Annotated in this window: 15 protein-coding genes; 12 read left to right on the top strand and 3 right to left on the bottom strand. The window is 54.2% G+C overall.

Translation table 11 applies throughout. From position 1 onward, the window contains the following. Window positions 1–42 precede the first annotated feature (42 nt). From EDI29_RS04340 to EDI29_RS04310, 7 genes are all read left to right on the top strand, one after another. On the top strand, window positions 43–675 hold the full coding sequence (locus tag EDI29_RS04340) for a DUF2291 family protein (RefSeq protein ID WP_137739882.1): 633 nt from the start codon (window positions 43–45) through the stop codon (window positions 673–675). Next, entirely contained in the window at window positions 675–2,228 is a 1,554-nt protein-coding gene (locus tag EDI29_RS04335; RefSeq protein ID WP_137739881.1) for a sugar ABC transporter ATP-binding protein, read from the top strand. Before EDI29_RS04340 ends, EDI29_RS04335 begins: the two co-directional genes overlap by 1 nt. A gap of 1 nt (window position 2,229) precedes the next feature. Continuing rightward, window positions 2,230–3,327 (top strand): ABC transporter permease, encoded by a 1,098-nt coding sequence (locus tag EDI29_RS04330; RefSeq protein ID WP_137739880.1) that lies wholly within the window; start codon window positions 2,230–2,232, stop codon window positions 3,325–3,327. Between the two features lie 174 nt (window positions 3,328–3,501). Next, complete coding sequence (locus EDI29_RS04325) at window positions 3,502–4,332, top strand: transketolase (RefSeq protein WP_137739879.1); 831 nt, start codon at window positions 3,502–3,504, stop codon at window positions 4,330–4,332. Then, complete coding sequence (locus EDI29_RS04320; protein ID WP_137739878.1) at window positions 4,325–5,269, top strand: transketolase family protein; 945 nt, start codon at window positions 4,325–4,327, stop codon at window positions 5,267–5,269. The genes EDI29_RS04325 and EDI29_RS04320 overlap by 8 nt, the downstream gene beginning before the upstream one ends. 2 nt (window positions 5,270–5,271) lie before the next feature. Next, window positions 5,272–6,762 (top strand): FGGY-family carbohydrate kinase, encoded by a 1,491-nt coding sequence (locus EDI29_RS04315; RefSeq protein WP_137739938.1) that lies wholly within the window; start codon window positions 5,272–5,274, stop codon window positions 6,760–6,762. A gap of 111 nt (window positions 6,763–6,873) precedes the next feature. Continuing rightward, window positions 6,874–7,872, top strand: a complete 999-nt coding sequence (locus EDI29_RS04310; RefSeq protein WP_029368836.1) for a sugar phosphate isomerase/epimerase family protein — start codon at window positions 6,874–6,876, stop codon at window positions 7,870–7,872. Window positions 7,873–7,959: 87 nt separating this feature from the next. Here the strand turns inward: EDI29_RS04310 and EDI29_RS04305 are convergent, their stop codons facing one another. After that, a complete protein-coding gene (locus tag EDI29_RS04305; RefSeq protein ID WP_137739877.1) occupies window positions 7,960–8,904 on the bottom strand; it encodes a sugar-binding transcriptional regulator in 945 nt (314 codons plus the stop codon). A gap of 184 nt (window positions 8,905–9,088) precedes the next feature. On the opposite strand from EDI29_RS04305, the gene EDI29_RS04300 reads away from it, so the two are divergent. From EDI29_RS04300 to yciH, 4 genes are all read left to right on the top strand, one after another. Further along, window positions 9,089–9,394 (top strand): LapA family protein, encoded by a 306-nt coding sequence (locus tag EDI29_RS04300; protein ID WP_137739876.1) that lies wholly within the window; start codon window positions 9,089–9,091, stop codon window positions 9,392–9,394. A 12-nt stretch (window positions 9,395–9,406) separates the two neighbouring features. Continuing rightward, window positions 9,407–10,576, top strand: a complete 1,170-nt coding sequence (gene lapB, locus EDI29_RS04295; RefSeq protein WP_137739875.1) for a lipopolysaccharide assembly protein LapB — start codon at window positions 9,407–9,409, stop codon at window positions 10,574–10,576. Between the two features lie 181 nt (window positions 10,577–10,757). Beyond that, complete coding sequence (gene pyrF / locus EDI29_RS04290; RefSeq protein WP_137739874.1) at window positions 10,758–11,501, top strand: orotidine-5'-phosphate decarboxylase; 744 nt, start codon at window positions 10,758–10,760, stop codon at window positions 11,499–11,501. Beyond that, window positions 11,498–11,827: a stress response translation initiation inhibitor YciH gene (yciH, locus tag EDI29_RS04285; protein ID WP_137739873.1), complete on the top strand. Its 330-nt coding sequence runs from the start codon at window positions 11,498–11,500 to the stop codon at window positions 11,825–11,827. Before pyrF ends, yciH begins: the two co-directional genes overlap by 4 nt. Window positions 11,828–11,902: 75 nt before the next feature. Here the strand turns inward: yciH and osmB are convergent, their stop codons facing one another. Next, window positions 11,903–12,118 carry an osmotically-inducible lipoprotein OsmB gene (osmB, locus tag EDI29_RS04280; RefSeq protein WP_137739872.1) on the bottom strand — a complete coding sequence of 72 codons (216 nt, stop codon included), beginning with the start codon at window positions 12,116–12,118 and terminating at the stop codon, window positions 11,903–11,905. 336 nt (window positions 12,119–12,454) lie between these two features. Here osmB and araD point away from each other — a divergent pair, with 336 nt between their 5' ends. Beyond that, complete coding sequence (araD, locus tag EDI29_RS04275; protein WP_137739871.1) at window positions 12,455–13,150, top strand: L-ribulose-5-phosphate 4-epimerase; 696 nt, start codon at window positions 12,455–12,457, stop codon at window positions 13,148–13,150. A gap of 185 nt (window positions 13,151–13,335) precedes the next feature. On the opposite strand, the gene EDI29_RS04270 is transcribed toward araD, so the two are convergent. Continuing rightward, on the bottom strand, window positions 13,336–15,399 hold the full coding sequence (locus tag EDI29_RS04270) for a carbon starvation CstA family protein (protein WP_137739870.1): 2,064 nt from the start codon (window positions 15,397–15,399) through the stop codon (window positions 13,336–13,338). Between the last annotated feature and the right edge of the window lie 115 nt (window positions 15,400–15,514).

Raw genomic sequence — 15,514 nt, 5'->3', positions numbered from 1 at the left:
GAGGCAGCGGGAGCGTTAGCTCCCGCAGGTAGAGGAGTCGTTATGTTGTTTGATGAACGATATCGCGCCGGTTGGATTGGGCTCTGTGCCTTGCTGCTGTCTGCCTGTACGGTGGTCGATCTGGATGAAAATGGTAAGCCGATCATTCCGGTCGATCCAACATCTACGCCGGGTTATAGCACCATGACGCCAGAGAATATCGCGACGGCGCTGTGGCAGCCAACGTTGCTCCCTGCGGCGCAGCAGCAGGCGCTGTCCTGGGATGACGTGAAGAAAACGCAGGCCGCGCTGGAGGGAACGGCACGTAAAGCCGTCTACGTGCGGCTTCAGGGCACGGTCAGCGGGATTGATCGGGAAAGCCGTGAAGGAAAATTGACGCTTGATGCGCAAGGTGACGCCGTCACGCTTCAATTGGGGCCGATAGTCAAAGGCAATGCGATTCGCGATGCGGCAGGGTTTATCCGCTTTGATGATTTCAAGAATCAGGTGCAATTTGCCCAATTGGCACGTGCGCTGAATAACAAAGCCATTGCGTCATTGCCGGAACTGGATGCCAGTGTGCAAGGTAAAACCGCTAACGTGTTGGCGGCGCTTGTGGTGACGAAACAGGGTATCAGCGATGCGGTGCCGATGACGTTAAACCTGACCAGTGCGAGCAACGGAGGGTCGCAATAATGGAAAAGTCTGCTGTCCCTCTACAACCTGACACGGTGAGCCGTCCCGAAATTGTGATGGCGACCCGTGGCATCACCATGCTGTTTCCCGGCACTAAAGCGCTGGATAACGTCGATTACAACGTTTATCGCGGCAAGGTCAACGTAATCATTGGCGAAAACGGGGCGGGTAAATCGACGCTGATGAAGATTCTGGCCGGTGTGCAACAGCCGACGTCCGGCCAGATTCTGCTCAATGGCGACGTCGTGCACATAGCGGATACCCGTGATGCGGCGACGAAAGGCATCGGCATGGTGCATCAGGAACTTAATCTGTCTGAAAACCTGAGCGTGGCAGAGAACATTTTTCTCGGGCGGGAACTGCAAAAGGGCGTTGCGCCTATCGATTATCTGGAACAGGAGCGGATTGCGGCGGAGTTGATGGCGCGTCTCGATCAGGCTATTTCGCCGCGTACCGAGGTCGCCAGTTTGAAAGTCGGCCAGCAACAGCTGGTGGAAATTGCTAAAGCGCTGGCGGATCAGGCTGACATTCTGATTCTGGACGAACCGACCTCCGCGCTGAGTAAAACCGAAGTGGAGATTCTGTTTCGCGTGATCCGCGAACTGACCCGCCAGAACGTTTCCATCATCTACATTTCGCACCGGCTGGAAGAACTAATGGCGATTGGTGACTACATCACCATCCTGCGCGACGGGTGTTTTCAGGCGGAAGCGGCGGTCAGCGACATCGATGTGCCGTGGATCGTGCGGGAAATGCTCGGCGGTGACCCTGTCACCAGCTTCTTGCATCCGGGCAGAACGTTCGGCGCGCCGATATTGGAAGCGGAGCACCTTACCTGTCTCAACGATGCCGGACATCAGGTGGTTAATGATGTGTCGCTGATGGTGCGTGAAGGGGAAATTGTCGGCATTTACGGGCTGATGGGCGCGGGACGCACCGAACTCTTTGAGTGTCTGCTGGGTATTCAGAATGATTATCTGGGCAAGATTTATCTCGATAGCAAACCGGTGAATCCGCGCCTTTCTACCGCACAGCGCATCCGTATGGGCATGAGTCTGGTGCCGGAAGATCGCAAAAAAACTGGCATCTTTCCGCTCTCGTCAGTGGCCTCCAATCTCACCATCGCCAGCCTGTGGCGGCGGCTGAAATACGGCATGGCGATCTTCCAGCGGCAAGAGCAGGAAGTGGTTGCCAGCACGATTGGGCAGTTGGCGATCAAAGTGTCTTCGCCCGACGTCGAAATTCAGGCACTCAGCGGAGGCAATCAGCAAAAAGTGGTGATTGGCCGCTCGTTGCTGACCAGCCCCAAAGTGCTGTTACTGGACGAGCCAACGCGGGGCATTGATGTCGGTGCCAAGGCCGATGTGTTTGAAATGATGGTTGGGCTGTCCGAACAGGGCATCGGCGTGCTGTTTTCTACCTCGGATCTGAAAGAAATTATGGCGGTATCGGACCGCATTTTGGTGATGTCGAATGGCAAACTGACGGCGAATATTTCGCGTCAAGCAGCCAGCGAGTCGGCATTGGTTTCGGCAAGTGCACAAGGGTTCTGACATGAAAACGACTCACCTTCCGGCGGCGTCAGGTGCGCTATCCCCGGGTAAGTTTGTACGCTCACGAGAGAGCATCCTGCTGTTGATCCTCAGGCTGCGCACGTTTATCGCGCTGTTCCTGATTTTGGGGTTCTTTGCCTTCACGGTGCCCGGGTTTTTGGCGACGGGTAGCCTTATCATCATGGTGAAGCACATTGCCATCAATGCGTTTCTGGCGCTGGGGATCACGTTTGTCATCATCACCGCGGGGATTGATCTGTCGATCGGCGCCACGCTGGGGCTGTGTGGCATGGTGGCGGGCTACATGATTACTCAGGGAATTGTGTTGCCGATGTTCGGCATCGCGATTTTCCCCAGCGTGTGGGTCATCGTGCCTGTCGTGCTGCTGATTGGCGCACTCATCGGAGCCATTAACGGTTGGATCATCACGCGGTATAACGTTGCGCCTTTTATCTGCACGCTGGGAACGATGTACATCGTGCGTGGGGCATCAATGCTGATTTCCGGTGGGGAAACGTTCCCCGGCTTGGGCGGTAACCCGCAGTTGGGCAACACCGGCTTTGAGCTGATTGGCTCTGCTACGATCCTGGGGCTACCGCTGGCTATCTGGCTGATGCTGGTGCTGGCCGTGGTGATTGCCTACGTGGCGCGCCGCCTGCCGTTTGGTCGCCATGTCTATGCGATTGGTGACAACGAACGTGCCGCTGAACTTTCTGGCGTCAAAGTGCGTCAGGTCAAAGTCTGGGTCTACACCATTTCCGGCTTCTGTGCGGCTATCGCGGGCATCGTGGTGTCCTCTCAACTGGTTGCCAGCCATCCGGCAACCGGCACCGCCTTTGAAATGAACGCGATCGCTGCTGTGGTACTCGGCGGAACGTCATTGGCAGGCGGGCGCGGCACGATTTTGGGCACGCTGATTGGTGCGTTTGTCATCGGGATTCTTGCCGACGGACTGGTGATGATGGGCGTGAGTGAATTCTGGCAGATGGTGATTAAAGGTATCGTCATCATTGTGGCGGTGATTATTGACCAGATGCAAAACCGGATGCAGCACAAGGCCGCAATTGTGTCACAGAAGGCTACTGCGGAAGGGACATAGTTAATGAAGGTACGCCGTCGCATGGTTAATTAAGCGTAAATAGCACGGGGCGTTGAGTCGCGGTGGGATTGATGTTGGTAGGCAGGCATACCGAGGCCCGATTTGAACGCAATTTTTTTTGATTCCATATGAATAAATATTCGTTTTTGAGTAAAAATTCAAGTGAGGTGAAGTATGAATCCGTACGCATTGTCGGTGGAGGCGCTGACGCACAAAGCCCGCGCCATTCGTCGCCGTATTATTCATCTGAATGCCAATAGCCCGGCTGGCGGACATACGGGTGCCGATCTGTCACAGGTTGAGATTCTGACAGCGCTGTATTTTCGCCTTCTGAACTGTGCGCCGGAGCGCCTTCAGGACCCGCAGCGGGATATTTATATCCAGTCAAAAGGCCATGCGGTTGGCGGTTATTACTGCTGTCTGGCGGAGGCGGGCTATTTTCCAGAAACGTGGCTGGCAACCTATCAGCACCCCGATTCGCATTTGCCGGGGCATCCGGTCAAGCACAAGACGCCGGGGATTGAACTGAATACCGGGGCGTTGGGGCATGGGCTACCAGTGGCGGTCGGTATTGCGCTGGCGGCCAAGCGCGATAACAGCCCGCGCCGGGTGTTCGTCCTGACGGGCGATGGTGAACTGGCGGAAGGCAGCAACTGGGAAGCGGCGCTGGCAGCGGCGCATTACCAACTGGATAACCTGATCATCATCAACGACAAGAACAAGCTGCAACTGGCAGGGCCGACGAGTTCCATTATGAACACCGATCCGCTGGCGGAGAAGTGGCAGGCTTTTGGTTTACAGGTCACGGAATGCGCGGGTAACGACATGCGTTCAGTGGTCGAAACGCTGGAGAATCTGCCGCGTAACGGCAAGCCGAACGTGGTGATTGCAAATACGGAAAAAGGCGCGGGCGTGTCGTTTATTCAGGGACGAGCGGAATGGCATCACCGGGTGCCGAAAGGCGAAGAAATTGCACTGGCGCTGGAGGAACTAAAAGATGAGTAATGCAGAGCATCTGGCAACCGTCATGGTTGAGCAGTTCATCAAGGCCGTCGAACAGGGGATTGATTTAGTTCCGGTATTGGCGGATTCAAGCTCAACGGCGAAGATTTCGCCTTTCATACAGCGTTTTCCTGACCGTATTGTCAACGTGGGGATTGCAGAACAAAGCATGGTGGGGACGGCGGTGGGGTTGTCCATTGGCGGCAAGATTGCGGTGACCTGTAACGCAGCGCCGTTTTTGATCTCCCGTGCGAATGAACAGCTCAAAGTCGATGTCTGTTACAACAACAGCAACGTCAAGCTGTTTGGGCTAAATGCGGGCTGTAGCTACGGTCCGCTTGCCAGCACACACCACAGTATTGACGACATCGCGGTGCTGAGAGGGTTTGGCAATATTGAGATCTACGCGCCGTCCAGCCCGGAAGAGTGCCGCCAGATTATCGACTATGCGTTTGAACATCAGGGGCCAGTCTATATCCGCCTCGATGGGAAACCGCTGCCTGCCTTGCACGATGAGCAGTACCGCTTTGTGCCGGGGCAGATCGATGTGTTGCGCAAGGGGCGCGATATCACGCTGGTTGGGCTGGGGTCGACCGTGCATGAAATTGTGACGGCGGCTGAATTATTAGCAGAAAAAGGACTCGCTGCTACGGTGGTTAATCTTTCCTCTATCCGCCCGTGTAATACTCAGCAATTGCTTGAAATTCTGAGCGAAACACCTCGTGTTATCACAGTAGAAGAACATAACGTCAACGGCGGTGCAGGCAGTCTGGTAGCGGAAGTGCTGGCAGAAGCGGGCAGCGGAATCCCTCTCGTACGGTTAGGTATTCCCGATGGCCAATACGCGATTGCCGCCGATCGGAGCGCGATGCGGGCGCATCACGGGCTGGACGCGACGGGCATTGTCAACGCGGCACTGCGTCTTTGCCCGGGAGGCTGATGATGTTTACGCCGGTTATTTTGGCAATCGATGAAGGGACGACGAACGCTAAAGCGATTGCCGTCGATGAGCGGGGGCGCATTCTGGCTAAAGCGGCGGTCGCTTTGCAGGTGACGCACCCGCAGCCGGGCAGAGCCGAGCAGGATGCGATGGCAATCTGGCGTGCGGTTTGTCAGGCGGCAGAAGCCTGCCTGTCGTCATTACACCGGGTTCAGGTGGTAGGTGTGGCGATCAGTAATCAGCGCGAGTCGGTGCTGATTTGGGACAGGCGAACTGGAAAACCGCTGACGCCGTTGGTCAGTTGGCAAGATCGCCGCGCGGAGAAATTCTGTCAGGCCTTACAGGGAAGTGCGGAGGCGCGTCTGATTGAATCCCGCACCGGGCTACAGGTTGATCCGCTTTTTCCCGCCGCCAAACTTCATGCCATGCTGGCGGAATTGCCGGACGGCGTCGCCCGTGCGATGCAAGGGGAGCTGTGCATCGGAACGGTGGACTGCTGGCTTAACTGGCAGTTTAGCGGCGGACGAGCGTATTCCACTGACTATTCCAACGCGGCGAGAACCCAGCTGTTTAATATCCAGCGTGGCTGCTGGGATGAGGATCTGCTGGCGCTGTTCGGCATTCCCAGCGTCTGCCTACCTGCCGTCACGCCGTCCTCGGCGTTACACGGTCACACTGGCGTGACGGGCATCAGTGGACTTGCCGCTGGTGTACCGATTGTGGCGTTGATTGGCGATTCTCATGCGGCTCTGTACGGTCAGGGCATCACCCAAAGCGGTGAAATCAAGGCGACATACGGCACCGGTTCGTCGCTAATGACGACCATCAACACGCCACATCTTCATGCTGCTGGGCTCAGCACCACGATCGCCTGGCACGATGGCGAACTGCGCTACGCACTGGAAGGCAACATTACCCACACGGGTTCGGGATTTGCCTGGATTGGCCAGATGCTGGGCATTCCTTCCGTGACACAACTGACCGAACTGGCGTTAAGCGTCGAATCGAATCAGGGCGTCTTCTTTGTTCCAGCCTTATCCGGGCTGGGTGCGCCTTATTGGGATGTGCAGGCGCGCGGCCTGCTGTGCGGCCTATGTGACGCCACCACGCCCGCTATCATCGCCCGTGCCGGGCTGGAAGCTATCGCGTATCAGATTGCTGACGTCTTTTTCGCGATGGAACAGGCATCGCAGGCCGCGTTACCCGCGCTGCGCGTTGACGGTGGGGCGACACAAAACCGCTGGCTGATGCAGTTTCAGGCCGATCTCTTGCAGCGTCCATTAATTCGCAACCATAACGCGGAAGTGTCTGCGCTGGGCGCGGCGTATTTGGGCGGAAAAATGCTGGGGTGGTGGGAACACAACGAACAGATTGCCGCACTGCCCAGAGAAGTTGAAGTTATCGAACCGTCGACGACAAACCACGCCATTCTGGAAAGCTATCAACAGTGGCGAACGGCGGTGGCGCGTGCGCGTCTGCGGCCTGAGCCATAACCATTTTTAACCGTAAGACATTTTTAGCAGTAAGAAATGTTAGCAGTAAGAACCTATCCGATACGAAAGATAAGCAGCTCAACACTATTATGAATCAATGAGGTGACTTTTATGGCAACGTATACCTACCCTGAATTTGGCGCCGGTTTGTGGCATTTTGCGAACTATATCGACCGCTACGCCGTTGACGGTTACGGCCCGGCCTTGAGCACGATCGACCAGATCAAAGCGGCAAAAGAGGTCGGTGAGCTTTCCTATGTCGATTTGCCTTATCCCTTCACGCCGGGTGTGACGCTCAGCGAAGTGAAAGATGCGCTGAAAGATGCAGGGCTGAAAGCGATTGGCATCACGCCGGAAATTTACCTGCAAAAGTGGTCGCGTGGCGCTTTCACCAACCCCGATCCGGCTGCGCGGGCGGCGGCGTTTGAACTGATGCACGAATCTGCTGGCATTGTGCGTGAACTGGGGGCGAATTACGTCAAAGTCTGGCCGGGCCAGGATGGCTGGGATTATCCATTCCAGGTCAGCCATAAAAATCTGTGGAAGCTGGCGGTTGATGGCATGCGCGATCTGGCAGGTGCTAACCCCGATGTTAAATTTGCTATCGAGTACAAGCCGCGCGAACCACGCGTGAAAATGACCTGGGATTCCGCAGCGAGAACGCTGCTGGGGATTGAAGATATCGGGCTGGATAACGTCGGCGTGCTGCTGGACTTCGGCCATGCGCTGTATGGCGGCGAATCACCCGCTGATTCTGCCCAGTTGATTATCGATCGCGGCCGGCTATTCGGTATGGATGTGAACGACAACCTGCGCGGCTGGGATGACGATCTGGTGGTTGGCACCGTGCATATGACCGAGATTTTCGAGTTTTTCTACGTGCTGAAAATTAATAACTGGCAGGGCGTCTGGCAGCTCGACCAGTTCCCGTTCCGTGAGAATCACGTTGAAGCGGCACAGCTGTCCATTCGTTTCCTGAAGCATATTTATCGCGCGCTGGATAAGTTGGATATCCCCGCGCTTCAGGCGGCACAGGAAGCGCAAAACCCATTACAGGCACAACGAATTGTGCAGGATGCGCTGCTGTCATCCATTAACGTTAACGAGTAATTTCGCCATGGTCCGTCAGGCGCGGAGCAGGGGAATCATGTTGCGCCTGACGTTACCGTTATTGCTTACCATTAGGTGCCTGGCGTGTTAGATCAGCGTCTCGGCGGTTAGTCGATCGGTAATCAACACATCAATGTAGTGGCCGATTAACGCGCCGCGAATCGCCGCACTTTTTTCGACTCCGCCAGCCAGCGCGACCACGCGCGGACATTGACGCAGCTGTGGCAGCGCCATACCAATCACTGGATCTTCATCGTCCTGTAACACCGGTTCGCCTTCCGCATTGTAGTAATGCAGGCACAAATCACCCACGGCACCGCGTTCAGCCAGCTGTTGCAGCATCGCTTCGTGATAGTAGTTACCGGAGTTTTTCAGCAGTTGCGACGGCTCTAGTACGCCGATGCCTACGAGCGCCAGGCTCACTTCGCTGAATTTGTCGACCACGTTGGAAACTTCATCGCTGGTCACCAAACGAGCGCGATCTTCCACCGAACGTTCAATGCTCTGCGCGGGTAAAAGATAGGCTGGACAACTTAGCTGGTTGGCTAGCGTTTGCGTCAGGATAGTTGCCTGTACATTGCCGTTCGGCCCCACGCCGCCCAGCAGTTGGATGACGCCCTGAGCTTTGACGCTTTGCGGATGCAGGCTGTCCACCATCGCCCGCAGCGTGCTACTCCAGGATGAGATACCGACCAAATCGTCAGGACGAATACTGGTTTGGACATAGTGCGCCGCCGCGGAACCAATCGCCTGTTTGATTTGCGTCAGCGTAGCATTGTCGGCGATATCCACCACAATAGCCTGATCGATGCCATACTGCTTCTGAATTGCGGACTCCAGCCCCATGAACATATTCGGGGGTTGAATTACGCTGATTTTGACCACACCTTCTTTAACACTGCGCGTGATAGCGCGGGATACAAAAGACTGTGACAAATGGAGTGAGGCGGCAATTTCTGCTTGTTTCATCCCTTCGCTATAATAGAGCGTAGCGATCTTGACCAATAATCGCTGTTCGTCCTGTTTTGACATGACTTTTCCCCTTGCTGGCACGCTGTTGTCATTTTTATTCAGTACAGAATAAATAACAAGCGTAGACGGCAGCAGAGTGTCGTTCTGGATTTCCCTGTCTGTATCGGACATGGTAATTTAATGGGGTTGGTCGCCAAAATTTGGCATAATTCATCCGGTTAATGGATATCACAGGAAGGAAAATGTGAAATATTTGCTGATTTTTTTACTCGTGCTGGCGATATTCATCATTTCTGTCACACTGGGTGCGCACAACGATCAGGTTGTGACATTTAACTATCTGCTGGCGCAGGGGGAGTATCGTATCTCCACGCTGCTTGCCACGCTGTTTGCCTTGGGTTTTGTCCTTGGCTGGGTTATCTGTGGTCTGTTTTATCTGCGCCAGCGCATTGCGCTTGGCCGCGCACAACGTAAAATCAAGCGTCTGGAACAACAGCTTGCTACCTCCACCGAGGAGAATGTGGCGCCAGTGCAGACGGTCACCCACTAAGGAATTCTCTCTATGTTAGAACTGCTGTTTCTGTTGCTGCCCGTGGCCGCCGCGTACGGCTGGTACATGGGTCGCAGAAGTGCGCAGCAGGACAAAGAGCAGGAATCCAACCGCCTGTCCCGTGAATATGTCACCGGGGTTAACTTCCTGTTGTCCAATCAGCAGGATAAGGCGGTAGAGCTGTTCCTCGACATGCTCAAGGATGACAGCAACACCTTTGAAGCCCATCTTACACTTGGCAACCTGTTTCGTTCGCGCGGCGAGGTTGACCGTGCGATCCGCATCCATCAGGCGCTGACCGAAAGCGCATCGTTAACGTTTGAACAACGTCTGCTGGCGGTGCAACAACTGGGCCGTGATTACATGGCTGCTGGGTTGTATGACCGTGCTGAAGAAAGTTTCAACCAACTCGTGGATGAAGAAGATTTTCGGCGCAGCGCCTTGCAGCAGCTCTTGCAGATCTATCAGGCGACCAGCGACTGGCAGACGGCGATTGAGGTTGCGGAAAAACTGGTCAAGATGGGAAAAGATCAGCTTCGTGTTGATATCGCCCATTTTTACTGTGAGCTAGCGCTGTTGGCGATGGGCAGCGACGATCTGGATAAAGCGCTAACGCTCCTGAAGAAAGGGGCGGCGGCAGACAGCCAGTGCGCTCGTGCATCCATCATGATGGGGCGTATTTACATGGCACAGCAGGATTATTTGCGTGCCGTGGAGGCGCTGCGGCAGGTTCTGGATCAGGATAAAGAGCTGGTCAGTGAAACGTTGCCGATGCTACAGGAGTGCTATCAGCATTTAGATAAACCTCTTGATTGGGCGGATTTCCTCAAACGCTGCGTAGAAGAAAATACCGGTGCGACGGCGGAATTGATGCTGGCCGACATCCTTGAAAGAGAAGAGGGGGCGGAGGTGGCTCAGATCTATATTAATCGCCAGCTTCAACGCCACCCCACGATGCGCGTATTCCATCGCCTGATGGATTTTCACCTGCATGAAGCGGAAGACGGACGTACAAAAGAAAATCTTCAAGGATTACGCGACATGGTGGGCGAACAGATTCGCACTAAACCCCGCTACAGCTGCCGCAAATGTGGTTTCACGTCACAATCACTCTATTGGCAATGTCCTTCCTGCCGCACCTGGGCTAGTGTAAAGCCAATCCGTGGATTAGACGGGCAATAGCCTCTCGCGATATCGAATAATTGTTCTTTAAACTAATTTAGTTACAACATACCAATGGTTGGGTGTGGTTTCCGTTTCAGCCTGCGTCTTTAACGGCATTCGTCTTCAGGCGCTGGGATTTCAGGGGCGGGGCATGTAGAATGCGGCGGGAATTTTGGCTTCGCAAAAGACTGGGTGACGAATGAAAAACGAGAATCTACAGCAAAAGAATCAAACGGTATCCTCCCCGATTGTTGTCGCGTTGGACTACGCCAGTCAGGATGCGGCGCTGTCGTTTGTTGACCGTATCGATCCGCAGGATTGCCGTTTGAAGGTAGGCAAAGAGATGTTTACCTTATTTGGCCCACAGTTCGTGCAGACGTTACAGCAGCGCGGCTTTGATGTGTTTCTCGATCTAAAATTCCACGATATTCCGAACACCGTCGCTCATGCCGTGGCGGCAGCCGCCGATCTTGGCGTGTGGATGGTCAATGTGCACGCCAGTGGCGGTACGCGCATGATGACGGCGGCGAAAGACGCGCTGGTGCCGTTTGGTAAAGATGCACCGTTACTGATTGCCGTGACTGTGTTGACTAGCATGGACGAAGAGGACTTACGTGGGCTTGGTATTACCGTCAGCCCGGCTGAGCAGGCGGAAAGGCTGGCTGTGCTAACACATAACAGCGGGCTGGATGGTGTGGTGTGTTCCGCACATGAAGCGCAGCGGTTGAAGCAGGTATGCGGGCAGGCATTTCAACTGGTCACGCCGGGAATTCGTCCTGCTGGCAGCGATGTTGGCGATCAACGCCGCATTATGACGCCAGTTCAGGCGCAGCAGGTTGGTGTGGATTATATGGTGATTGGCCGACCGATCACACAATCAGCGGACCCCGCACAGACGCTACGCGATATCCGTGCTTCACTGTTAAAGGGTGCTGCATCATGAATCATGATAAGAACAGCCAACTGGTTTATTCCACGGAAACGGGGCGTATTAAGCCTGAAGAAGAAAAGGATGTTCGGCCAAAAGGTGATGGCATCGTGCGTATCCAGCGCCAAACCAGTGGGCGCAAAGGAAAGGGGGTATGCCTGATTAGTGGCCTCGATCTTGATGATGCTGAGCTGGATAAGCTGGCGGCTGAATTGAAGAAAAAATGTGGCTGCGGTGGTTCAGCGAAAGAGGGCGTGATCGAAATTCAGGGAGATAAACGCGATCTGCTAAAACAGCTTCTGGAAGCGAAAGGGATGAAGGTCAAGCTGGCTGGCGGCTAAAGCACATGCGGCTTGAAGTATGACGAGTATAAAAAGCAGCAGGTTTACTCCCGTGAACCTGCTGCTATAAATGTGTTATTTATCGACCTGGCGGCCAATCAGCCCGCCGATAGCCGCACCGCCCAGCGTACCTAATGTTCCGCCATCCGTTAAGATCGCTCCACCTACCGCACCGGCACCGGCACCAATCGCGGTATTACGGTCACGTTTGGACATGTTTGAACAGCCTGCGAGAGTAACAGCAAGCGTAATTGCCAGAGTGGCTGTCGCAAAACGTTTGTTTAATTTCATTTTCTTCCCCTTTCTGCTCTTAGTCTCACGTTTCTTGTGAGTAAAATATCGAAAAAAGTTATTTTTGCGGTATTAAATAAAGGAATGGAGCCTTTTGCCGCCTAATGACAAGTATAATCATCGGAAAAAACGGCAACAGGTAAAAACTCCTAATTCCCCTGCGTTACCTTAACGATAGCAATAATTGATAATTCTGGCTGTTTTTTGCTCAATATTGTGGCGTGTCTCTTTCTTTTTCCCATAGCAGAACACCGCTAGGTCTTTAGCGATTTAGCCTATAGCGACGAGTTCGCCAGGCCGCGAAAATGGTGTTATCGCGTCGACGGGAGATTGGTTATGTTAGAAACGCTAAAAAGACAGGTGTTGGAAGCCAATTTGGCCTTGCCGCAGCATAATTTGGTGACGTTTACCTGGGGAAATGTCAGTGCGGTAGATCGGCAGCGCGGCCTGATGGTGATCAAACCCTCCGGCGTTGAGTACTCGGCTATGACGCAAGAGGACATGGTCGTTGTCGAACTGGAAAGCGGCAAGGTAGTGGAGGGGACGAAGAAGCCATCGTCAGATACCGATACCCACCGAGTGTTGTATCTGGAGTTTGCCGATATCGGCGGTATTGTGCATACCCATTCTCGCCATGCCACGATCTGGGCGCAAGCCGGTAAAGACATCCCCGCTTGGGGAACCACGCACGCTGACTACTTTTATGGTTCCATTCCCTGTACTCGTCTAATGACGGACGAAGAAATCAATGGTCGCTATGAGTGGGATACGGGAACGGTGATCGTCGAAACTTTCCGCCAGCGCGGCATTTCTCCGGTGGATGTCCCCGCTGTATTGGTTAATTCGCATGGCCCCTTTGCATGGGGGAAAGATGCTGATAACGCGGTGCACAATGCCGTGGTTCTGGAAGAACTTGCCTACATGGGGATTTTCTCCCGCCAGCTAACGCCTCAGTTAGGCGAGATGCAGCAAACGCTGTTGGATAAGCACTACTTACGTAAGCACGGTAAGAACGCCTATTACGGGCAGTAAACCGCAGCGATTCCTTCCTCATGACCTTTAAGCCATATAGCGCCGCATTTGCGGCGCTATTGTTATTTGTGCGGTTTGATGACCTCTCTCCTGAACGGCACGAGTTCCGTGCTAAATCCGTAAGGGTGGCGGCCATAAAAAATCCCTCCACGCAGGAGGGATTGAAAAATATGCGCTGATACCATTTAAGGTTGAGCGCTGTCGCGCAAGACAATCGGGGTTTCTTTTGCCGTTGGCACATTGCTGTTGATTGCACGGCGAATGACAAAGAACGCGGAAACCAGCATCGTCACAGCTACCAGCATGAAGAATCCACACAGCGCCGCGTTGATCTGATTACTGAAAACGATAGTTTCCATGTCTTTAATCGATTTTGCTGGTGCGATCAGCGTGTTCTGTTCAATGCCCGTTGCGAAGCGTTTCGCCTGAGCCAGGAAGCCGATACTGGGTTTTTCATGGAAGATTTTTTGCCAACCCGCCGTCATCGATGTAATAAACAGCCAGACGGTAGGGACGATCGTCACCCATGCATAGCGTTGTTTCTTCATCTTAAACAACACCACGGTGCCGAGAATCAACGCCATCGAGGCGAGCATCTGGTTACCGATACCAAACAGCGGCCAGAGTGTGTTGATGCCGCCCAGTGGATCGATCACGCCCTGATAGACGAAGAATCCCCAGCCGGAAACGGCAACGGTCGTACCGGCCAGATTCCCCAGCCAGGAATGGCTGTTCGCTAATCTGGGAATCGCAATACCGACCAAATCCTGCACCATGAAGCGACAGGCGCGCGTCCCGGCGTCAACCGCGGTCAGGATGAACAGTGCTTCAAACAGAATCGCGAAATGATACCAGAATGCCATCATCGCCCGGCTGTTAAAAATTTCGGTGATGATATAAGCCATGCCCACCGCGAAGGTCGGTGCGCCACCGGCACGGGAAAGAATGGAGGCTTCGCCGACGTCATTGGCAATCGCACTCAATTCCTGTGGCGTAATTACAAACCCCCAGCTATTAATGGCCAATGAGGCACTCTCAACTGTGGTGCCGATCAAAGCGGCTGGTGAGTTCATGGCAAAGTAGATACCCGGTTCGATAACCGAAGCACAAATCAGCGCCATGATGGCGACGAAGGATTCCATCAGCATTGCACCATAGCCGATGAAGCGGATGTGGCTTTCACGTTCAACCAGTTTTGGCGTGGTGCCGCTGGAAACCAGCGCATGGAAACCAGAAATCGCACCGCAGGCGATAGTAATAAACAAGAAGGGGAACAAGGAACCGGAGAAAACCGGGCCAGTACCGTCAATAAACCGAGAGACCGCAGGCATTTTCATTTCCGGCATTGCGAACACGATGCCGAAGGCCAGCCCGACAATCACGCCGATTTTCAGGAACGTAGAGAGATAATCACGCGGTGCTAGCAGCAGCCAGACTGGCAGGACAGAAGCGACGAAGCCATAAATGACCAGAACCCAGGTGAGCGATGTTCCCTTCAGTGTGAAGAACGGCCCCCAATAGGGGTGTGCGGCGATATTACCGCCGTAGACAATCGCCAGCATCATCAGCACAAAGCCGATAATAGACACTTCAGCAATTTTACCTGGCCGTAAAAAGCGCATGTAAACGCCCATAAAGAGCGCAATGGGGATGGTGGCGGCAATGGTGAACAATCCCCATGGACTTTCCGCCAGCGCTTTTACAACGACCAGCGCCAGCGCCGAAAGAATGATGATCATCACGCCCAGCGCGCCGAGCATCGTGATAATACCCGCGAACGTGCCCAGTTCCTGTTTTGCCATTTCACCCAGCGAACGACCATCCCGGCGGGTAGAGATAAATAGCACCAGAAAGTCCTGTACGGCACCGGCGAGCATCACGCCGACCAAAATCCAGATCGTACCAGGAAGAAAGCCCATTTGTGCGGCGAGAATTGGCCCAACCAGCGGGCCAGCCCCGGCGATGGCGGCGAAGTGGTGGCCGAACAGGACCCATTTATTGGTGGGAACGTAATCCAGACCGTCGTTATGACGTTCCGCCGGTGTCAGCCGGCGATCGTCGAGTTCAAACACTTTTTTGGCGATGAACAGACTGTAAAAGCGATAGGCAATGCTGTAACACGAGACGGCGGCGATAACTAACCACACCGCATTGACATGCTCACCGCGGCTTAGCGCCAGCGTGGCGAACGAAAAGGCGCCCGCCAGTCCGACCAGCAGCCAGATCACAATGCTCTTTACGTTATTCATAACAACGGCTCCTTCGTTATTCAGAAAGGGTATACCGTTAATACTTCAAGCTGCATGTGCGTTGGCTTCTCTTACTCACCCCAGTCACTTACTTGTGTAAGCTCTTGGGGATTAA

Origin of the sequence: Pectobacterium polonicum (assembly GCF_005497185.1) — a bacterium.
GTDB lineage: Bacteria > Pseudomonadota > Gammaproteobacteria > Enterobacterales > Enterobacteriaceae > Pectobacterium > Pectobacterium polonicum.
Note: the sequence above shows the minus strand (reverse complement) of the source record. Positions and strands in the feature narration are given on the sequence as shown.